Below are 19,071 nucleotides of genomic sequence, written 5' to 3'. Positions count from 1 at the left end.
TGATGACCGTCCGAAAACTACTCGTTTTTCATGACGCCATCAATGAGCAAACAATAGCCGTTCTTGAAGATGCCGCGCGCCGCCCCGTGCCCGCGGCCGAACCCGGAGATTTGCCGATGACCGCCGTATCGTTCCCGTCCGTCACTCAACTCAACGGCACGACCACCGCGCCGGATGCACTCGCCGCGCTGGCCTTCGCGGGCCACGCGCATTTCACCGCGATGCAGGTCCGCGACGGGCGCGTGCGCGGCCTCGACCTGCATCTCGCCCGGCTGCGCGAAGCATCGAATGCACTGTTCGGGCAGGCGCTGCCCGACGCACGAATGCGCACGTTCCTGCACGCCGCGCTCGAGCACGCGCCATCGGCGCTGTCGCTGACCGCGACCGTTCATGCGACGAGCGGCGAATTCGTCGCGCCGCGCGCCGATGAAACGCTCGACGTGCTGGTGCGCACCGCGGCGCCGTCGTCGGGGCCCGCAGGCCCACTCGATCTCGCGCTGTTCGACTACGAGCGCGTGCTGCCGGCGATCAAGCACGTCGGCGAAGTCGCGAAAACGCACTTTCTGCGCCGCGCGGTCTCACTGGATTTCGACGATGCGGCGTTCATCGATCGCCACGGGCGCATCAGCGAAGGCTCGATCTGGAATCTGGCGTTCTGGACCGGCGACGCGGTCGTGTGGCCGGTGGCCGGCATGCTCGGCGGTGTCACGATGGGCATCCTGCGGCGGCAACTGGCACGCCTCGGCGTCGCGCAGCACGATCGTGAAGTCAGGCCGGCCGACCTGCCGTCACTGGCCGGCGCCGTCGTGATGAATTCATGGACGCCGGCCATCGCGGTGCGCCGGCTCGGCACGGCGACGCTGCCCGATTCGTCGTCGTTCGTCGCGCTGCTGCATCGCGCGTATGAACACGAGCCGGCCGTCGCGCCGTGATGCACGCCAAGCTGAAACCCAGGCGCCGAATGCTCATGCGTCGCCCGTCTCCGGCAACCGCGCAATCACCTTGATCTCGAACTGAAACCCATACAGCCAGGTCGCGCCGACGGCGGTCAGCGTCGGATGCGGTGCGTCGCCCCAGTATTCGGGCACGATCTCCCAGACCCGCTTGAACGTCGCTTCGGGATCGACGAGGAACACCGTCACGTCGACGACGTCGTCGAACGTGCAGCCGGCCGCGCGCAGCACCGCATTCAGGTTGTCGAACGCACGGCGCACCTGCGCGCCCAGTTCCGGCTCGGGCGAGCCGTCCTCGCGGCTGCCCACCTGCCCGGATACGAACAGGAAGCCGTTCGCGCGCAGCGCCGGCGAATAACGGTTGCGGTCGTACAGCGCCTGGCGACCCGGCGGAAAAACTGCGCTACGCTTTGCCATTCGACACCTCCATCGGTCTTGGGCGGCATGCCCGTGCATCAACGATGAAGGCACTTTAAGGACCGTTGCGCGGCGGATAAACCGGCAACCCTGTCCAACACTGTTTGCACATCCCAAACAATCCTGCGACCGACGCGGAGCCCCGACCCGATGGATCGATTCGACGCAATGCAGGCGTTCGCCCGCGTGGTGGAAGCCGGCAGCTTCACGAAGGCAGCCGACACGCTGCACATGAGCCGCACCACCGTCACGCAACTGGTGCAGCAGCTCGAAGCGCGGCTGCGCGTGAAGCTGTTCAACCGCACGACCCGCAAGGTCGTCGTCACGGCCGACGGCGCCGCGTACTACGAACGTGTCGTGCGGCTGCTGGCCGACATGGACGATGCCGAAACGAGCCTGTCCGCGGCGTCGGCGTCGCCGCGCGGGCGGCTGCGGGTGGACGTGCCGAGCCCGTTCGCGCGCCTGATCCTGATCCCCGCGCTACCCGCGTTTCATGCGCGCCATCCGGACATCCAGCTCGACATGGGCGTGAGCGACCGCGTGGTCGACGTGATCGGCGAGAACGTCGATTGCGTCGTGCGCGGCGGCGAGCCGACCGACCGCTCGCTGGTCGCGCGCCACATCGGCGACCTGCGGCTCGGCGTGTACGCATCGCCCGCCTATCTCGCGCGCGCCGGTACGCCGTCGCATCCGGCCGAACTGGACGACACGCATCATCGCGTCGTGGGCTTTCTGTGGGCGCGCACCGGCAAGACGCTGCCGTTCGCGATGGCATGCGACGGCGAGCAGGTCCACGTGCGTGGGCGCTACGTGCTCGCGGTCGACGACGGCAATGCGTACCTCGCAGCCGGCCTCGCAGGGCTCGGCATCCTGTGGCTGCCCGACTACATGGCCGCCGCGTATCGCGCGAACGGCGAACTGGTGCCGCTGTTCGCGCAATGGCAACTCGAACCGATGCCGATGTACGTCGCCTTCCCGCCGAACCGGCACGTCAGCGCGAAGCTGCGCGTGTTCGTCGACTGGGTGGCCGAGCTGATGACGCAGCATGCGCCGGTCGCCACCCGGCGGCGCGGCGGCCAGGGTTCGCGCGCGATGCGCCAGTCCTCGTCCATCTGATTCGCGCGCAGGTGAGCGTCCATGAAAAAACCCGCGCAGGCTGCGCGGGTTTCGACGGGAGGACGATCGGATCGGCCTGACTCAGGCCGTCACCGCATCCAGTGCATCCTCGGTGAGCCACAGCGATTCCGGCAGATCCTGCTCGTTCAGGTTCAGGCCGTCGCCGCCGCGATCGACGACGATGAAGTCGCTGACGCCGCCGAGCGCGATCAGCGGGTGATGCCACACGCCCTTCGCGTAGTTGACGCCCTGCCAGCCGCTCGTCACGAACGCACGGATCTTCGCCGGGTCGAGATCGCCCGCGGGCGCGACGACGACGAGATACGGCTGGTCGTTCAGCGGCACGAACGCCTGGCTGCCGAGCGGGTGCCGCTCCAGCATCTTCACTTCGAACGGCAGCGTGCGCGGCTGGCCGCGGAACAGGTTGACGAGCGTGCGGCCGCCTTCATCGGTCACGTCGACTTTCGCGAGATCGTGAAAGCGGATCGTCGTGCCGAGGTTGATCGGGATCTGCTTCGCCCCTTCCGTTTCGATCACGTCGCCGAACGGCGCGAAGGCTTCCTTGGTCAGCGGTTCGATGGCAAGCGTCTTCATTTGTCGAGCGTCCCCCACAGACGCAGGCGCGACACGCCGCCGTCCGGAATGATGTTCAGTCGCACGTGCGTGACGGGGCCGAGCGACGCGATGTCCTGTTCGAAGTAGTGCTGCTTGTCCATCTGCAGCTTCTGTTCGCCGAGCAGCACCGGCCAGAACATCGACTGCGTGATCAGCGAGCTGTCCGTGCCGCCCGACACGTACGCGGCCTGGATCGAGCAGCGATCCGGATAGTTGCCCTTGAAGAACGCGGTATCGACTTCGATCTTGCGGATCACGCCCGGCTGCGCGAGCGCGATGATCGCCCAGTCGTTGCCCGGCTCGCGGCGGCGGCGGGTTTCCCAGCCGTCGCCCATGTTCACGCCGCGGCCCGGCAGCAGCAGGTTCGACGCGACGCCGAAGTGCTGGTTGTTCGCGGCCACCACGTAACCGCCGTTTTCCATCGCCGCGAGGTCGAACTGCTCGGTCGCGCTCGCGCCGGCCCAGTCGAGCTGCGGCTGGCCGTACACGCGCAGGCGCGCGATGCCGCCGTCCGGGTAGATGTTCACGCGCAGATGCGTGAACGCCCGTGCGTCGTGCGCTTCGACGTAGTGATGGCTGTTGCCCTGCAGCGTCGTCGACGGCACGATCTCGACCCACTCGGTCGCATGCGTCGGCGCGCCGTCGGCCACGAACGCGGCCTCGATCGACGCGGCCGGCGGGAAGTTGCCGGTGAAATGGCTCGTGTCGATGTCGAAGCCCTTGATCACGCCCGGGCGCGCGAGCTTGACGATGCACCAGTCGTAGCCGGTCGTACGCTTGCGGCGCGTTTCCCAGCCGTCCATCCACTTGCCGTGGTCGTCGTACTTGCCGGGAATGAAGACGGCCGGCTCGGGGTTCAGCATCCGGTCCTTCGGCGCGAAGAAGTCGTCGCTGGCCTCGAGCGCCTGCGCACCGAGACGCGGGTCGGCAAGATTCACGTAGCGCCGCGTGAAATCGGGTGCGTTCGGATCGAGAAGCGGAACAGCCATGATGTTTCCTTGTTTCAGTGAGGCGATCAGGCCGCTGCGACGCAGCAGGCCGTATTGCGGTGTCAGGCGTCGATCAGGTCGTCGAGGCGGAAGCGCGCGATCCGGTAGATCTGGTCGAGGCTCGTGCGCAGTTCCTCGGTGCGCGAATGATTCACGCGCGACTCGAAGTTCGCGATGATGCCGTGGCGATCATAACCGCGCACCGCGAGGATGAACGGGAAGCCGAACTTCTCGCGATACGTGCGGTTCAGCGTCAGCAGCTTGTCGAATTCTTCCTGCGTGCACTGGTCGAGGCCCGCGCCGCTCTGTTCGCGGGTCGACTCGGCCGTCAGCTCGCCGCGCACGGCGGCCTTGCCGGCCAGTTCCGGGTGAGCGTTGATCAGCGCGAGCTGGCGCACTTCGCCGCCGTTTTCCACCGCGCCCGACATCGTCTTGTGCAGCGCGTCGATGCTCGCGAACGGCCGCTCGCCCGCGGCGACTTCGGCCACCCACGGCGAATGTTCGAAAATCCCCGACAGCGCCGCGACAAATGCGCTCGGCGCCATCGTGTTCAGTTGCTCCAACGTGTAGCGCATCGCCTTCATGCTTTCCCTTCGTTTCGATGATTGGGCTGATACGGATGATGTTCACGCCAGTGACGCGCGATATCGACACGGCGCGTCACCCATACGCGATCGTGCTTCTCGATGTGATCGAGGAAACGCTGCAGCCCGCGGAACCGGCCCGGCCGGCCGAGCAGTCGGCAGTGCATGCCGATCGACAGCATCTTCGGCGCCTCGTCGCCTTCCGCGTACAGCACGTCGAATGCGTCGCGCAAGTAGTCGAAGAAGTGGTCGCCGGTGTTGAAGCCCTGCGGCGTCGCGAAACGCATGTCGTTCGTGTCGAGCGTGTACGGCACGATCAGCTGCGGCGACGTGCGGCCGCCCGACACTTCGACGTCCATCCAGAACGGCAGGTCGTCGCCGTAGTTGTCGGAGTCGTACAGGAAGCCGCCGTATTCGGCGACCAGGCGGTGCGTATTGGGGCTGTCGCGGCCGGTATACCAGCCGAGCGGGCGCTCGCCCGTCACGCGCTCGATCGCCTCCATCCCGAGGCGCATGTGCTCGGCTTCGAGCTCCGGCGCCATGCTCTGGTAGTGGATCCAGCGCCAGCCGTGGCATGCGATCTCATGGCCGAGCTCGACGAAGGCGCGCGCGAGTTCCGGATGCCGCTCGATCGCCATGCCGACGCCGAATACCGTCAGCGGCAACCCGCGCTTCTCGAATTCGCGCAGGATGCGCCACACGCCGGCCCGCGACCCGTATTCGTAGATCGACTCCATGCTCATGTGGCGGTCCGGATACGCGGCCGCGCCGACGATTTCGGACAGGAACTGCTCGGAGCCCGGATCGCCGTGCAGCACGCAGTTCTCGCCGCCCTCCTCGTAGTTCAGCACGAATTGCACGGCGACGCGGGCGCGCCCCGGCCAGTTCGCCTGAACGGGATGGCGGCCGTAGCCGATCAGGTCGCGAGGATAGTTGGGATCGAGTGACATGGTTCGAAGTGCAACGAAAACGGGCTGAATGAGCGGGCTGAAATAATGGGTTCGCATCGACCGCGCGGTGCCGGAGGCCGGCCGCACAAGCCGATGCGATGACGGCCCAGTGTAGCGAAAAGGTTCATACGCGCCCATACAGCGGCGCAGATAGTGCGTGTCAGACGGTGTGTATGTGCGGTTGCGGCAAATTCGGGACCGGTTCCGCCGCATCCCCGTCCGACGGGCTGAAGCGGGCGAACGCGCCGTCGTAGCGCTTCGGCAGCGGCCGCGCGTAGTCGCCGCGTTTCGCGGTCGCGAGGCGCAGCGCGACCAGCGCCTCGGCCCACTTCACGGCCGCCGTGACGCCCTCGACCACCGGCGCGCCGATCTGCTGCTCGACCTCGTGCGCGAATTCGGCCATCCCCGCGCAGCCGAGCACGATCGCGTCGGCGCCGTCCTCGTCGAGCGCGCGCCGGCATTCGTCGACGATGATCCGGCGCGCGGCCGAGCCGGGCCGGTCGAGTTCGAGCACCGCGACGTCGGTCGCGCGCACGTTGCGGCAGAACCGCTTCATCCCGTAGCGCTCCGCGAGGTGCCACGCCATCCCGCAGGTGCGCGCGAGCGTCGTGACGACCGAGAAGCCCGGCGCGAGCACGCTCGCCGCATGCATCGCGGCCTCGGCGATGCCGATCACCGGCCCGCGCGCGAGCTCGCGCGCGGCGTACAGGCCCGGATCGCCGAAACACGCGATCACGTATGCGTCGCAGCCGTCGCGCTCGCCCTGCGCGATCTCCGCGAGGAGGCCCGGCGTCGCGAGCGCCTCGTCGTAATATCCTTCGATCGACGGCGGCCCCATCGGCGGGCTCACGGCGACGATCTCCGTGCCGGCGGCCGCGACCTCGCGCGCGCAGCGGCCCATCGCGTCGGTCATCCGCTGCGTCGTGTTCGGATTGATCAGTCGGATCTTCATCGCACGCTCCTTACGCCTTCGCGCTCGCGAGCAGCCGGTAGAACACGAAGCCGAGCCCCGCGCCGATGAACCACGAGAAATTCGCGACACCCTGCCAGCCCGGCACCATCACGCAGGCCACCGCGATCACCGCGGCCGGCAACAGCGCGGCGAGCGCGCGGCGGTTCACGCCGCCCGTGTACCAGTAGCTGCCGCTTTCCGACATCGTGTACAGGTCGTCGCGCACGAGGCGGCCGCGCTTGACGAGGTAGAAGTCGGCGATCAGCACGCCGTACAGCGGGCCGATGAACGCGCCGAGCACGTCGAGCGTGTAGTGGATCACGGCCGGGTTGTTGAACAGGTTCCACGGCGTGATGAAGATCGACGCGACGGCCGCGAGCATCCCGCCCGCGCGCCAGCTGATCAGGCGCGGTGCGACGTTCGAGAAATCGAACGCGGGCGACACGAAGTTCGCGACGATGTTGATGCCGATCGTCGCGATCGTGAACGTCAGCGCGCCGAGGATCACCGCGGTCGGATGGTCGATGCGGCCGACCGTCTCGACCGGGTCGGTGATCAGTTCGCCGAACACCGGCAGCGTCGCGGCCGTCGTGATCACCGTGACCAGCGAGAACGCGAGGAAGTTGACCGGCAGCCCCCAGAAATTGCCGCGCTTCACTTCGCCGAACGAGCGGCAGTAGCGCGAGAAATCGCCGAAGTTCAGCATCGGCCCGGAGAAGTACGACACGACGAGCGACACGGCGGTAATCATCACCGGAATCACTTCCGCGCCGTGATACTTGACGCCGCCGAGGTTGATGCCGATGTTGCGCCAGCCCGCGCGCCACACCATGTAGCCGGCGAGGATGAACATCACGACGTAGACGGCCGGGCCCGCGAAGTCGATGAACTTCTTGATCGTCTCCATCCCGTTCCAGAACACGAACGCCTGCAGCACCCACAACAGCATGAAGCCGGCCCAGCCGACCGCCGACAGCCCGAGGAAGCCGTAGCGATGGACGTCCGCATACGGCAGCCATTGCGGGAAGAATTTCAGCACGACGATCACGAGCGCGCTCGACGCAAGATAAGTCTGGATGCCGTACCACGCGATCGCGATCAGCCCGCGGATCACGGCCGGCACGTTCGCGCCGAGCACGCCGAACGTCGCGCGGCACGCGACCGGATACGGCACGCCGATCTGCTGGCTCGGCCGCGCGATCAGGTTGCACAGCGCGTTCACGAGGCCGATGCCGACGATCAGCGCGATCAGCACCTGCCAGCTCGTCAGCCCGAGCGCGAACAGGCTGCCCGCGAACACGTAGCCGCCGACGCTGTGCACGTCCGACATCCAGAACGCGAAGATGTTGTACGAGCCCCATGTCTGATTTTTAAGGGGTGCCAAATCTTCGTTGTACAGACGTTCGCTGTAACCATCCGGCAACGCCGGACCGCCGCCCTCGCCGCCTTCTTCCGCCGGATAGGCGCTGTCGTGCGCCACACTGAACTGAGCCATGACTTCTCCTTGACGCGGCCGGAAGGCCGCTCCACCGTCATCGATATCGCTCCGGATCGTCGCCCGGAGTCGGACCAGCGGCCCGCGGCAAACACCGCGGGCCCGCATTTCGCTCGTTCTGTGGCGCGCGGCCGGGTTCGCGTCGCCGCTCAGGCGCCGCCGAACACTTCGCGCAAATCGACCTGCCCTTGCGCGGGCCGGTCCAGCATCTTCAGTTCGACATGCTGCAGGTGGCGCGCCATCAGCGTCACCGCCTGCTTCGGATCGCCCGCCTCCAGCGCGGCGAGGATCTCGTCGTGGTCGTCGCACGAGCACGGGCTGCGCCCGTGCGATTCGTACAGCGCCGACATCAGCGTCGAGCGTGCGACGAGCCCTTCGAGGCACTCGCTGAGCGTCGCATTGCCCATCAGCGTCGCGAGCGCCGTATGGAATTCGCCCGACAGCCGGATCCACGCGGCGAAGTCGTGCCGCTCGAACGCCTTGCGCTCCTTGTCGATCAGCGCGGCGACGCCCTTCAAGCGCCTGGCGCCGGGGCCGGTGGCGAGCCGCTCGACCACGGCCAGCTCGATGATCCGGCGCATCTCGAACACTTCGTGCACGTCCTGCAGCGTCGGGCTCGCGACGAACGCCCCGCGGTTCGGCTCGAGGTCGACCAGCTTGTCGGTCGCGAGCTGCGCGAGCGCCTGGCGGATCGTCCCGCGCTTCACACCGAACACGTCGCAGAGCTGCGCCTCCGTCAGCTTCGCGCCGGGCGCGAGCCGATGCTCGAGGATCGCCGTGCGGATGCGCTCGGCGATCGCTTCGGGACCGGCTGCACCGGACGGAGAGGAATCGGGCTCGTTCATGATCTGCATCGTGTGATGGTCCTCATCCTAGGGCGGACATAAAGATTGTCAACAATTCTTTTGCAGGATTCCGCACAATCGGCGTGCGCCGGCATGTCTCCATTCGGTGCAGTGCGCACGAATTCCATGCACGACAAGCCTGACAGGCAATACGGAGGCCCTTCTCGTCGTATACCTTTCCGGCCATTTTGTTGACAAAAATGGTGCACAGACGGGCGAAAGTCGCGTGGACGTCGACGAAAAATATGGACCGTTAGTTGCGCGTTTACATGAAGAAAAAGGCGGGAAAACCCGCCTTTCGATCGATCGCGCCGGCATCAGCCGAGATGCGGATAGTCCGACACCGTGAGCCGGAACCCGTGCGCATTCGCGACCAGTTGCGCCTGCGCGCCGAACGGCAGCGTCAGCAGGTCGGGCACGTGGCCGAACTGGAGCCCCGTGACGACCGGAATCCCGACCACCGCGCGCACCTGGTCGATCATCGCCTGCATGTCGTAGCCGTTGTCGTACTCGAACGGCCGCGCGCCGGTGAACTGGCCGAGCACGAGCGCCTGCTGGCGTGCGAGCAGCCCCGACAGATGCAGCTGATAGATCATCCGCTCGATCCGGAACGGCTGCTCGTTGACGTCCTCGATGAACAGGATGCCGCCCTCGATGTCGGGCATGTACGGCGTGCCGACCAGCGACGTGAGGATCGCCAGGTTGCCGCCCCACAGCGTGCCGGTCACGTTCACCGCCTGCACCTGCGGTGCGTCGGCGACGATCGTCGTGCTCGGCTGCGTCAGCGTCTGCCAGAAATGCCGCATCGTGAAGTCGCTCGGCGTTTCGGCGCCGAAGTCGGCCGACAGCATCGGGCCGCCGAACGTCTTGATGCGCGCCTTCGCATACAGCGCCAGCTGGATCGCCGTGAAGTCGCTGTGACCGACGAGCGCGACCGGCTGGTCGCGCAGCCGGCGCTCGAGGCCGCGATAGTCGAGCCCATGCAGGATGCGTGCGGCGCCGTAGCCGCCGCGCACCGCGAGCGCGATGTCCGGCAGCGGCCGCTCGGGATCCGCGAGGCGGTTCAGGTCGCCTGCGCGCTCGCCGTCGGTGCCGCCGAAGCGCTGGAAGCGCCGCTGCGTCGCCTCGATGTTCTCGATGCGCTGCTGCGCGGTGCTGAGGCGCTCGAGCGCGCGGTTGATCGCGTCGGGGTCGTGCGGATAGCCGGACGGCGCCAGCAGGCGGATGGTGTAGGACGCGGCGGGCTGGAAGGACATGGCGAAAGGTATCGGGATCGTCAAACCTGCTTAGAGGGTCCGAACCGGGTCCGGTTCACGGAAACCGTGCGCGCGCGGAACGACGGGCGCGGCGGCGGCGACTATGACGCGCCGGATTCGGCGTCGCGGGCGAGCCGTGCCTCGCGCAACGCGCGACGGCGCTCGGCGAAGAACGACTTCAGCGCGGCGCCGCATTCGTCGGCGAGCACGCCGCCCGTCACTTCGGTGTGGTGGTTCAGCTGCGGATTCGCGAATGCGTCGATCACGCTGCCGCACGCGCCCGTCTTCGGGTCGGCCGCACCATAGACGACCCGCGCGATGCGGGCGTGCATGATCGCGCCGGCGCACATCAGGCATGGCTCGAGCGTCACGTACAGCTCGCAGCCCGGCATCCGGTAATTCTGCAACTGCTGCGCGGCCATGCGCAGCGCGGCCATTTCGGCATGCGCGGACGGGTCGTGCCCGCCGATCGGATGATTGAAGCCGCGTGCGATCACTTCGTCGCCGCGCACGAGCACCGCGCCGACCGGCACTTCGCCCGCCGCACGCGCCTCTTCGGCGGCGGCTTGCGCAAGACGCATGAAATGGAGGTCGCGCGCCGAGATAGGCGCGGCTTCGTGAACGGGAGAATCGGCGACGGGTTCAGCGGCCGGGGCGGCTGCCGAGCGGGCTGCGTCGTGCAGCGCGTCGGACGTCACATCGTCCCCGCTTCGGCGGACGCGTCGTCGAGCCCGCGCTCGCACAGGCGTTCCGCGATGCGCCGGCAGTAGTCGCGCGGCATCACCATCGGGCCGCCGCGCAGCGATTCCAGCGCCATGTCGAGCGCGAGGATCTTCGCCTGCAGCCGGCAACGCGCGGCACGGTCGCTGACCGCCTGCACTTCGTCGTGCAGATTGCGCAGCGCGCGCAGTTGCTCGACGGCCGGCGGCACGAAGCCCGCGTTCTTCAGGATACGGTTGGCCACCCGCACCTCCTCGGGCACGAGCAGGTCGTCATCCAGCGCCTGCGGCGCGCCGGTACCCGGCAAATCGTCGAACTCGCCCCGCGCGGCGGCGGCAATACGTTGTTCGACCAGGGCGTCAAGCAATCTCATCAGTCAATCGGAACAATGCGGCAGGCCGAATTCTAGCAGGGTGACGCCGGTATGACAGGCCCTTCGAATATATGCTCGATATTGCGTTTTTTAGGGGCCGAATCGCTGCGCATGCGCGCCGATCGCCGTCAGTTGCCGCTCTGCTGCGCCGCAGCAGGCTAAGCGCCGTTCGCACGCTTCCAAACGCATGCGCTGCCCGGACCCATTTTTTAATTCGCGACGAGACGATCGGCCCCTGTCGAGCCGGCGAAAACGCCCACCGCCGCCACTTCCGCCGTCGCATTCGACGACGTGGCCCGATTACGCAGTCACCGTTTCCGGCCGCGCTTTCGCGAACGGGCGGAACATCGTCGCGATCAGGAACGCGCCGATCCCGATCGCGAACGACCCGAGGTACAGCCAGCCGTAGCTGCCGAACGCATCGACGATCAGCCCGCCCGCGACCGGGCCCGTGGCCATCCCTAGGCTGCCCGCCATCGCGCAGCCGCCGATCACGGTGCCCATCATCCGCAGCGGGAAATTCTCGCGCGCGAGCACCGAATACAGCGGCATCACGCCCGCATAGATGAAGCCGAACAGCGTCGCGACCGCGTAGAAGCCGTCGAGCGTGCGCACGAAGTAGTAGCCGAGCGCGCCGAGCGCCTGCGCGAGCAGCCCCGCCACCAGCATGCGCTTCGCGCCGAGGCGATCGCCGAGCAGCCCGAACGCGATCCGGCCGCCCATCCCCGCCAGCCCTTCGACGCTGTAGATCGACACCGCGACGATCAGCGGAATCCCGCAGGTCACCGCGTAGCTGACCGTATGGAAGATCGGGCCGGAATGCGTCGCGCAGCAGAAGAAATTGGTCAGCAGCAGCACCATGAACTGCGGCGAGCGCAGCGCATCCGCGACCGACATCGCGGCGGGCGCGCCGCCGGCCGCAGGCGCCGCGTGCGCGGGGGCCGCGTCGAGCGCGGGCGCCCGGCGCACCAGCAGCGACACCGGAATCATCACGGCGGCCGCCAGCGCGGCAATCAGCAGCATCGACGTGCGCCAGTCGCGCACCGACACGAGCCAGGCGGCGAGCGGCGCCATCGTCATCGGCGCCATCCCCATGCCGGCCGACACCAGCGACACCGCGAGGCTGCGGTGCGTGTCGAACCAGCCGGTCACGCACGCCATCATCGGCGCGAATATCGCGGCCGTCGCGCTGCCGACGGCCAGGCCGAAGGTCAACTGGAACACGAGCAACGACGGCGCGCGGCTCGCCAGCGCCAGGCTCGCCGACAGCAGCACGGCGCCCGCGATCACGACCGGCCGCGTGCCGACGCGGTCCGACAGGCTGCCCCACGCCATGCTCGCAAACGCCATCGCGATGAAACCGAGCGTCATCGCGGCGGAAATACCGGTCATCGACCAGCCCGTATCGCGCGCAATGGATCGCAGGAACACCGGTAACGAAAACATCGCGCCGATCGCGACGCAGCCCATCAGGCCGCCCGCGGCGACGATCACCCAGCGGTATCGGGAATCCGGCATGTGGCGTGTCATGGGGTCTCTCCTCGTTCGTTGCGCCAATCGCGGAAGCCGGGTGGCGGCCGCCTGGCGCGGCGCACTGCCCGGTCGATATCGATACGACGGGCGACGCAGCGGGAAATCGACACGCGCGGCGCACGAAACCGCGCTTTTTTATTGTCGACGATGCCGCACGGCTCGCAAGGGCCGGATCACCCGCCCGCCGCGCCGCCTGCCGCCCCGCTTTTCCGCAACCGGAAATTCGAAATCACAAATAGTTGGTTGGGGCGCGCCATCGCGCTGGCTACACTCGTCCCATCTTGTCATAACAAGTTGACCGATGCCCCCACCCAACGTCGTGCCGCTGTCCGCGGCCCCGCTCTACGTGCAGATCAAGGACACGCTGCGCGCGCGCATCCTCGACGGCACCTACGCGCCGCACAGCCGGATGCCGTCCGAGCACGAGCTCTGCGCGATGTTCGACGTCAGCCGCATCACGGTGCGCCAGGCGCTCGGCGACCTGCAGAAGGAAGGCCTGCTGTTCAAGCTGCACGGCAAGGGCACGTTCGTGTCGAAGCCGAAGGCGTTCCAGAACGTGACGTCGCTGCAGGGGTTCGCCGAGGCGATGTCGTCGATGGGTTACGAGATCGTCAACCAGTTGCGCAGCCTGCGCACGGTGAAGGCCGATCGCCATCTCGCGACGAAGCTGAACGTGCCCGAAGGCGCGCCGCTCGTCGAGATCCATCGCGTGCGGCTGCTGAACCGCGAACCCGTGTCGCTCGAACAGACCTGGGTGCCGGAAGCGCTCGGCAAGCGCCTCGCCGGCGCCGATCTCGCGACCCGCGACATCTTCCTGATCCTGGAGAACGACTGCGGCATCCCGCTCGGCCATGCCGACGTGTCGATCGACGCGATCCTCGCGGACGACGAAATCGTCGACGCGCTGCACGTCGAGGAAAGCAGCCCCGTGCTGCGCATCGAGCGCCTCACGCACGACGCGTCGGGCGCGCCGATCGACTACGAATACCTCTACTTCCGCGGCGACGCCTTCCAGTACCGGTTGCGCGTCGACCGGCAGAAGGCGCGCAAACCTGCAAGGAACCCGCGATGAATACCCATGTGCATGAATACGACATCGTCGTGGTCGGCGGCGGCACGGCCGGCCCGATGGCGGCCATCAAGGCGAAGGAGCGCGATCCGTCGCTGCGCGTGCTGCTGCTCGAGAAGGCCAACGTGAAACGCAGCGGCGCGATCTCGATGGGGATGGACGGCCTGAACAACGCGGTGATTCCCGGTCATGCGACGCCCGAGCAATACACGCGCGAGATCACGATCGCCAACGACGGGATCGTCGATCAAGAGGCCGTGTACGCATACGCGACGCACAGCTTCACGACGATCGAGCAGCTCGACCGCTGGGGCGTGAAGTTCGAGAAGGACGGCACCGGCGATTACGCGGTGAAGAAGGTTCACCACATGGGCTCGTACGTGCTGCCGATGCCGGAAGGCCACGACATCAAGAAGGTGCTGTACCGGCAACTGAAGCGCGCCCGCATCGCGATCACGAACCGGATCGTCGCGACGCGCGTGCTGACCGACGCGCAGGGCCGCGCGAGCGGCGTGCTCGGCTTCGACTGCCGCACCGCCGACTTCCACGTGATCCGCGCGAAGGCGGTGATCCTCTGCTGCGGCGCGGCCGGCCGCCTCGGCCTGCCGGCATCGGGCTACCTGATGGGCACGTACGAGAACCCGACCAACGCGGGCGACGGCTATGCGATGGCCTATCACGCGGGCGCCGCGCTCGCGAACCTCGAATGCTTCCAGATCAATCCGCTGATCAAGGATTACAACGGCCCGGCCTGCGCGTACGTGACCGGCCCGCTCGGCGGCTTCACCGCGAATGGCAAGGGCGAGCGCTTCATCGAATGCGACTACTGGAGCGGCCAGATGATGTGGGAGTTCTACCAGGAACTGCAGAGCGGCAACGGCCCCGTGTTCCTGAAGCTCGACCATCTCGCGGAAGAAACGATCCAAACCATCGAGCAGATCCTGCATACCAACGAACGGCCGAGCCGTGGACGCTTCCATGCCGGGCGCGGCACCGACTACCGCAGCCAGATGGTCGAGATGCACATCTCCGAAATCGGCTTCTGCAGCGGCCACAGCGCATCGGGCGTGTACGTGAACGCACGCGCGGAGACGACCGTGCCGGGGTTGTACGCAGCCGGCGACATGGCGGCCGTCCCGCACAACTACATGCTCGGCGCATTCACGTACGGCTGGTTCGCCGGACAAAACGCGGCCGATGACGTGGCCGGCCGCGACCACGCGCCGGTGGACGACCAACAGGTCGATGCCGAGCGTACCCGCGTGCTCGCGCCGCTGCTGCGCGAGCGCGGGCTGGCGCCGGCGCAGGTCGAGTACAAGCTGCGCCGCATGGTGAACGACTACCTGCAACCGCCGAAGGTGACGCGCAAGATGGAAATCGGGCTGCAACGTTTTGACGGAATTATTGAGGATATCGAAGAAATAAAGGCCGACAACCCGCACGAGCTGATGCGCGCGGCCGAAGTGCGCGCGATCCGCGACTGCGCGGAAATGGCCGCACGCGCGTCGTTGTTCCGCACCGAAAGCCGCTGGGGGCTGTACCACCACCGCGTCGATTTTCCGCACCGCAACGATGCCGAATGGTTCTGCCACACGTGGCTGCGCAAGGACGCCGCGGGCGCGATGCGCAGCGAGAAGCGGCCGGTCGAACCGTACGTCGTGCCGCTCGCCGACGACGAACGCGGCGCCTATGCGCAGTTGCGCATCCGCGAACCGGCCCCGCTCGCGGCCGCCCTTTGAGGAACCTTGCCATGCCCCATACCCCGCACGACATCTTCCAGCGCAGCAGCGCGCCCGTGACGATCGACGAGTCGCTGTGCATCGCCGACAAGGGCTGCACCGTGTGCGTCGACGTGTGTCCGCTCGACCTGCTCGCGATCGACGTCACCAAGGGCAAGGCCTATATGCAGTTCGACGAATGCTGGTACTGCATGCCGTGCGAACGCGATTGCCCGACCGGCGCGGTCAAGGTCGACATCCCTTACCTGCTGCGCTGACACGGCGCGCCGACCCGCGCCCCGCTTCCCTCCTACCGGACTCACGACACATGAACACCACGCTACGGATGTTTCGCCTGCTCGCCGCGTCGCTCGCGGTCGCGACCGCCGGTTTCGCGCATGCGGAGACGATCCGCGTCGCGATCGGCACGCAGGACACGACGATCAACTGCGCGACCGGCGGCCTGTTGATCCGCGAACTGCATCTGCTCGACAAGTACCTGCCGCGCACCGGCAAGTACCAGGACGTGAAGTACGACGTGCAGTGGAAAGACTTCACGTCCGGCGCGCCGCTGACCAACGAGATGGTCGCCGGCAAGCTCGACTTCGGCGCGATGGCCGATTTCCCCGGCGCGCTGAACGGCGCGGCGTTTCGCAAGGCCGGCCGCAAGAGTGTGTTCATCACGGTGCTCGACGGCAGCATCGACGGCAGCGGCAACGGGATCGTCGTGCCGACGAATTCGACGGTGCGCGGGCTGGCCGACCTGAAGGGCAAGACGATCTCGGTGCCGTTCGCGTCGACCGCGCACGGCATGCTGCTGCGCGCGATCAAGGCCCAGGGCTGGAACCCCGACACCGACGTGAACATCGTCACGCAGGCGCCGGAAGTGGCCGGCAGCGCGCTGAAGGCGAACAAGATCGACGCGCATGCGGACTTCGTGCCGTTCGCCGACCTGTTCCCGTACCGCGGCATCGCGCGCAAGGTCTACGACGGCGCGCAGACCCACGCGCCGACTTTCCATGGCGCGCTCGTCGACGCGGACTACGCGCAGCGCTATCCGGAAATCGTGGTGGCCTATCTGCGCGCCGCGATCGAAGCGAACCGCCTGCTCGCGCAGAATCCCGAAAAGTACAGCCTGCTGATCGAGAAAGTCACCGGCATCGAGGCGCCGGTCGACTACCTGTATCACGGGCCGCTCGGCATCCAGACCCGCGACCTGACGTGGAAGCCCGAATACCGGCAAGCGGTCGCGACGGCGATCGATACGCTGAAGCTGCTGAAGAAGACCGACTCCGCGCCCGACCCCGCGACGTTCGTCGACGATCGCTATATCCGCGCGGCGTTCAAGGCGTCCGGGCTCGACTACGACGCGGCGCTGAAACACTACGGCAAGCAGCCGCTCGTCGCGAACGATGCGTCGACCGGCAAGCCGATCCGCGATTTCAACGACGTCGCGCAGGTCTGGCTCGCCGGCGACGAAGCCGTGCGTCACTATGCCAGCCCCGCAGCCGCCTTTGCGGCGCTCGGCAAGCTCGGCCCGTCCGCGAAGGTGCGCGCGGTGTTCGTGCACGACCACGGCAGCGGCCTGAAGCTGTTCGCCGACCAGGCGTGGTACGTGAAAGACGCACACGGCGTGCTGACCGCGTTCCTGCTGAAGTCGGGCGCCGATGCGTACGCGCAGCAGGTATCGGGCGCGGTGGTCGACTACGCGGCCGCGAAGACCGTCACCGCGCAGGCGCTCGCCGCGCGCTGAGCATCGCGCCCTTCTCTTTCCATTCGTCGACACCGGACTCCCGCATGGCTGCCACCCTCGACCTCGTCAAACGCCGTCACGCCGACGCACCGCGCGCCGCCGACGCCCGCTCGCCGCATTCGGCCGCGCGCCGCCGCCCGACACCGATGCGCCGCCGCGCGTGGCGCATCGCATCGCTCGCCGCCTGCATCGCGCTGTGGCAGGCGGCCGTCCACTGGCGGCTGTCGCTCGGCATCGTCACGTTCGCGAACGTGCCCGCGCCGGCCGACGTGGGCCCCGCGCTGGCCTCGTTCCTGCAATCGCCGAAGCTGCCGATGCATCTGTTCGCGAGCATCACGCGCGTGCTGGCCGGCTTCGTCGCGGCGGCGTTCGCCGGCATCGGCCTCGGGCTCGCGATCGGCCGCTATCGCGCGCTCGAGGACACGCTGCTGCCGCCGCTCGAGATGCTGCGGCCGATTCCGGCCGTCGCGTGGATTCCGCTCGCGATCCTGATGTTTCCATCGTCCGAGCTGAGCATGATGTTCATCACGTTCGTCGGCGCGCTGTTCCCGATCCTGCTCAATACCGTGCACGGCGCCGAAGCCGTCGACCCGCGGCTCGTCGCGACCGCGCGCAGCCTCGGCACGCGCGGCCTCGCGCTCTATGCGGAAGTGATCCTGCCCGGCGCCGCGCCGTCGATCTTCACCGGCCTGTCGATCGGGATGGGCACCGCGTGGTTCTGCCTGGTCACGGCCGAGATGATCGCGGGCCAGTACGGCATCGGCTATTTCACATGGGAGTCCTATACGCTGCAGAACTACCCGGACATCGTGGTCGGCATGGCGCTGATCGGCCTGCTCGGGATGGGCAGCAGCCTGCTCGTCAAGCGGATCGGCGCGGTGCTCACGCCGTGGTACGCACCGCGTGGAGGCCGGTCATGAGCACCGCCGAGATTACCGCACCCGCTCCCGGCCGTGTCGGCGTGCGTGCGCTGACGATCGAACTCGGCCCGCCTCATGCGCGCTTCGCGGCGCTCGATGCGCTCGACGTCGATATCGCGCCCGGCGAATTCGTCTGCGTGCTCGGGCCGTCCGGCTGCGGAAAATCGACGCTGCTCGGCGCGCTCGCCGGCCACGTCGCGGCCACGCACGGCGAGATCGTCGTCGATGGCGAACCGGTCGACCGCCCGCATCCCGATCGCGGGCTCGTGTTCCAGCAGCACACGTTGTTTCCGTGGAAGCGCGTGATCGACAACGTCGCGTTCGGCCTGAAGATGAAGGGCGTGCCCGCGCACGAGCGCCGCCGCGAGGCGGCCGAGCTGCTCGAACTCGTCGGGCTCGGCGACTTCGGCGCGCACTACCCTTCGCAGCTGTCCGGCGGCATGCAGCAGCGCGTCGAGATCGCCCGCGTGCTGATCAACCGGCCGCGCGTGCTGCTGATGGACGAACCGTTCGGTGCGCTCGACGCGCAGACGCGCCGGATGATGCAGACGCTGCTGCTCGACATCTGGTCGCGCATCGGCACGACCGTGCTGTTCGTCACGCACGACATCGAGGAAGCGCTGTTTCTCGGCGACCGCATCCTGATGCTGTCGCCGCGGCCCGCACGCATCGTCGCCGACATCCGCGTGCCGCTCGCGCGGCCCCGCACCGACGACAGCACGACCGAGCCCGCGTTCGTCGAGATCAAGCGCCGCTGCCTCGCGCTGCTGCGCGACGCCGCCTGAGCCCGTGCCTGCCCATTCACCGTACCGA

General features: G+C 67.6%; 20 protein-coding genes. 8 read left to right on the top strand and 12 right to left on the bottom strand.

Annotation, left to right across the window (positions count from 1 at the left end; all coding sequences use genetic code 11):
• Nucleotides 1-2 precede the first annotated feature (2 nt).
• Entirely contained in the window at nt 3-932 is a 930-nt protein-coding gene (locus H0X91_RS05155; RefSeq protein WP_058901558.1) for an aminotransferase class IV family protein, read from the top strand.
• A gap of 33 nt (nt 933-965) precedes the next feature.
• On the opposite strand, the gene H0X91_RS05150 is transcribed toward H0X91_RS05155, so the two are convergent.
• Complete coding sequence (locus tag H0X91_RS05150; protein WP_124633282.1) at nt 966-1,370, bottom strand: RidA family protein; 405 nt, start codon at nt 1,368-1,370, stop codon at nt 966-968.
• Between the two features lie 150 nt (nt 1,371-1,520).
• Between H0X91_RS05150 and H0X91_RS05145 the strand changes: the two genes are divergently transcribed.
• Nucleotides 1,521-2,486, top strand: coding sequence for a LysR family transcriptional regulator (locus H0X91_RS05145; protein ID WP_060211345.1), 966 nt, complete (start codon nt 1,521-1,523; stop codon nt 2,484-2,486).
• Between the two features lie 81 nt (nt 2,487-2,567).
• On the opposite strand, the gene H0X91_RS05140 is transcribed toward H0X91_RS05145, so the two are convergent.
• The 11 genes from H0X91_RS05140 to H0X91_RS05090 all read right to left on the bottom strand — a co-directional run bounded on the left by H0X91_RS05140 (nt 2,568) and on the right by H0X91_RS05090 (nt 12,783).
• Complete coding sequence (locus H0X91_RS05140) at nt 2,568-3,080, bottom strand: ureidoglycolate lyase (protein ID WP_006495587.1); 513 nt, start codon at nt 3,078-3,080, stop codon at nt 2,568-2,570.
• Entirely contained in the window at nt 3,077-4,090 is a 1,014-nt protein-coding gene (alc, locus tag H0X91_RS05135; RefSeq protein ID WP_006490198.1) for an allantoicase, read from the bottom strand. The genes H0X91_RS05140 and alc overlap by 4 nt, the downstream gene beginning before the upstream one ends.
• A 62-nt stretch (nt 4,091-4,152) precedes the next feature.
• On the bottom strand, nt 4,153-4,674 hold the full coding sequence (gene uraD, locus H0X91_RS05130) for a 2-oxo-4-hydroxy-4-carboxy-5-ureidoimidazoline decarboxylase (protein ID WP_006490235.1): 522 nt from the start codon (nt 4,672-4,674) through the stop codon (nt 4,153-4,155).
• A complete protein-coding gene (gene puuE, locus H0X91_RS05125) occupies nt 4,671-5,624 on the bottom strand; it encodes an allantoinase PuuE (RefSeq protein WP_006490231.1) in 954 nt (317 codons plus the stop codon). The genes uraD and puuE overlap by 4 nt, the downstream gene beginning before the upstream one ends.
• A 160-nt stretch (nt 5,625-5,784) precedes the next feature.
• Nucleotides 5,785-6,576, bottom strand: coding sequence for an aspartate/glutamate racemase family protein (locus H0X91_RS05120; RefSeq protein ID WP_058901560.1), 792 nt, complete (start codon nt 6,574-6,576; stop codon nt 5,785-5,787).
• A gap of 10 nt (nt 6,577-6,586) precedes the next feature.
• Entirely contained in the window at nt 6,587-8,071 is a 1,485-nt protein-coding gene (locus H0X91_RS05115; protein ID WP_006495585.1) for an NCS1 family nucleobase:cation symporter-1, read from the bottom strand.
• A 149-nt stretch (nt 8,072-8,220) separates the two neighbouring features.
• Nucleotides 8,221-8,925 carry a GntR family transcriptional regulator gene (locus H0X91_RS05110; RefSeq protein ID WP_006490206.1) on the bottom strand — a complete coding sequence of 235 codons (705 nt, stop codon included), beginning with the start codon at nt 8,923-8,925 and terminating at the stop codon, nt 8,221-8,223.
• Nucleotides 8,926-9,233: 308 nt separating this feature from the next.
• Entirely contained in the window at nt 9,234-10,172 is a 939-nt protein-coding gene (gene ldcA / locus H0X91_RS05105) for a muramoyltetrapeptide carboxypeptidase (RefSeq protein ID WP_006490211.1), read from the bottom strand.
• A 101-nt stretch (nt 10,173-10,273) separates the two neighbouring features.
• A complete protein-coding gene (gene tadA, locus H0X91_RS05100; RefSeq protein WP_006495582.1) occupies nt 10,274-10,870 on the bottom strand; it encodes a tRNA adenosine(34) deaminase TadA in 597 nt (198 codons plus the stop codon).
• Complete coding sequence (locus H0X91_RS05095) at nt 10,867-11,265, bottom strand: DnaJ family domain-containing protein (RefSeq protein ID WP_077180624.1); 399 nt, start codon at nt 11,263-11,265, stop codon at nt 10,867-10,869. The genes tadA and H0X91_RS05095 overlap by 4 nt, the downstream gene beginning before the upstream one ends.
• A 300-nt stretch (nt 11,266-11,565) precedes the next feature.
• Nucleotides 11,566-12,783, bottom strand: a complete 1,218-nt coding sequence (locus H0X91_RS05090) for an MFS transporter (protein WP_034201597.1) — start codon at nt 12,781-12,783, stop codon at nt 11,566-11,568.
• Nucleotides 12,784-13,099: 316 nt separating this feature from the next.
• On the opposite strand from H0X91_RS05090, the gene H0X91_RS05085 reads away from it, so the two are divergent.
• From H0X91_RS05085 to H0X91_RS05060, 6 genes are read left to right on the top strand one after another with little or no spacing between them, the layout of a single operon-like run.
• Nucleotides 13,100-13,870: a GntR family transcriptional regulator gene (locus H0X91_RS05085; RefSeq protein WP_006490849.1), complete on the top strand. Its 771-nt coding sequence runs from the start codon at nt 13,100-13,102 to the stop codon at nt 13,868-13,870.
• Entirely contained in the window at nt 13,867-15,606 is a 1,740-nt protein-coding gene (locus H0X91_RS05080) for a fumarate reductase/succinate dehydrogenase flavoprotein subunit (protein ID WP_006490842.1), read from the top strand. Before H0X91_RS05085 ends, H0X91_RS05080 begins: the two co-directional genes overlap by 4 nt.
• An 11-nt stretch (nt 15,607-15,617) precedes the next feature.
• Nucleotides 15,618-15,863, top strand: a complete 246-nt coding sequence (locus tag H0X91_RS05075) for a 4Fe-4S dicluster domain-containing protein (protein WP_006490846.1) — start codon at nt 15,618-15,620, stop codon at nt 15,861-15,863.
• 50 nt (nt 15,864-15,913) lie between these two features.
• The gene (locus tag H0X91_RS05070) at nt 15,914-17,338 is read left to right on the top strand and encodes an ABC transporter substrate-binding protein (protein WP_060211349.1); all 1,425 of its coding nucleotides are present in this window, start codon (nt 15,914-15,916) and stop codon (nt 17,336-17,338) included.
• Between the two features lie 44 nt (nt 17,339-17,382).
• A complete protein-coding gene (locus H0X91_RS05065) occupies nt 17,383-18,258 on the top strand; it encodes an ABC transporter permease (RefSeq protein WP_006495577.1) in 876 nt (291 codons plus the stop codon).
• Complete coding sequence (locus H0X91_RS05060) at nt 18,255-19,043, top strand: ABC transporter ATP-binding protein (RefSeq protein ID WP_060211351.1); 789 nt, start codon at nt 18,255-18,257, stop codon at nt 19,041-19,043. Before H0X91_RS05065 ends, H0X91_RS05060 begins: the two co-directional genes overlap by 4 nt.
• Nucleotides 19,044-19,071: the final 28 nt, after the last annotated feature.

This window comes from Burkholderia sp. 9777_1386 (genome assembly GCF_015712265.1).
GTDB lineage: Bacteria > Pseudomonadota > Gammaproteobacteria > Burkholderiales > Burkholderiaceae > Burkholderia > Burkholderia cenocepacia.
This window is presented reverse-complemented; position numbering and strand designations above follow the sequence as displayed.

Coding starts and splice junctions, on each gene's coding strand:
- puuE (WP_006490231.1), bottom strand. CDS start 5,624: ATGTCACTCGATCCCAACTATCCTCGCGACCTGATCGGCTACGGCCGC.
- H0X91_RS05145 (WP_060211345.1), top strand. CDS start 1,521: ATGGATCGATTCGACGCAATGCAGGCGTTCGCCCGCGTGGTGGAAGCC.
- H0X91_RS05155 (WP_058901558.1), top strand. CDS start 3: ATGACCGTCCGAAAACTACTCGTTTTTCATGACGCCATCAATGAGCAA.
- H0X91_RS05060 (WP_060211351.1), top strand. CDS start 18,255: ATGAGCACCGCCGAGATTACCGCACCCGCTCCCGGCCGTGTCGGCGTG.
- alc (WP_006490198.1), bottom strand. CDS start 4,090: ATGGCTGTTCCGCTTCTCGATCCGAACGCACCCGATTTCACGCGGCGC.
- H0X91_RS05110 (WP_006490206.1), bottom strand. CDS start 8,925: ATGCAGATCATGAACGAGCCCGATTCCTCTCCGTCCGGTGCAGCCGGT.
- ldcA (WP_006490211.1), bottom strand. CDS start 10,172: ATGTCCTTCCAGCCCGCCGCGTCCTACACCATCCGCCTGCTGGCGCCG.
- H0X91_RS05140 (WP_006495587.1), bottom strand. CDS start 3,080: ATGAAGACGCTTGCCATCGAACCGCTGACCAAGGAAGCCTTCGCGCCG.
- H0X91_RS05080 (WP_006490842.1), top strand. CDS start 13,867: ATGAATACCCATGTGCATGAATACGACATCGTCGTGGTCGGCGGCGGC.
- H0X91_RS05085 (WP_006490849.1), top strand. CDS start 13,100: ATGCCCCCACCCAACGTCGTGCCGCTGTCCGCGGCCCCGCTCTACGTG.
- H0X91_RS05090 (WP_034201597.1), bottom strand. CDS start 12,783: ATGCCGGATTCCCGATACCGCTGGGTGATCGTCGCCGCGGGCGGCCTG.
- H0X91_RS05095 (WP_077180624.1), bottom strand. CDS start 11,265: ATGAGATTGCTTGACGCCCTGGTCGAACAACGTATTGCCGCCGCCGCG.
- H0X91_RS05065 (WP_006495577.1), top strand. CDS start 17,383: ATGGCTGCCACCCTCGACCTCGTCAAACGCCGTCACGCCGACGCACCG.
- H0X91_RS05120 (WP_058901560.1), bottom strand. CDS start 6,576: ATGAAGATCCGACTGATCAATCCGAACACGACGCAGCGGATGACCGAC.
- H0X91_RS05075 (WP_006490846.1), top strand. CDS start 15,618: ATGCCCCATACCCCGCACGACATCTTCCAGCGCAGCAGCGCGCCCGTG.
- uraD (WP_006490235.1), bottom strand. CDS start 4,674: ATGAAGGCGATGCGCTACACGTTGGAGCAACTGAACACGATGGCGCCG.
- H0X91_RS05115 (WP_006495585.1), bottom strand. CDS start 8,071: ATGGCTCAGTTCAGTGTGGCGCACGACAGCGCCTATCCGGCGGAAGAA.
- H0X91_RS05070 (WP_060211349.1), top strand. CDS start 15,914: ATGAACACCACGCTACGGATGTTTCGCCTGCTCGCCGCGTCGCTCGCG.
- H0X91_RS05150 (WP_124633282.1), bottom strand. CDS start 1,370: ATGGCAAAGCGTAGCGCAGTTTTTCCGCCGGGTCGCCAGGCGCTGTAC.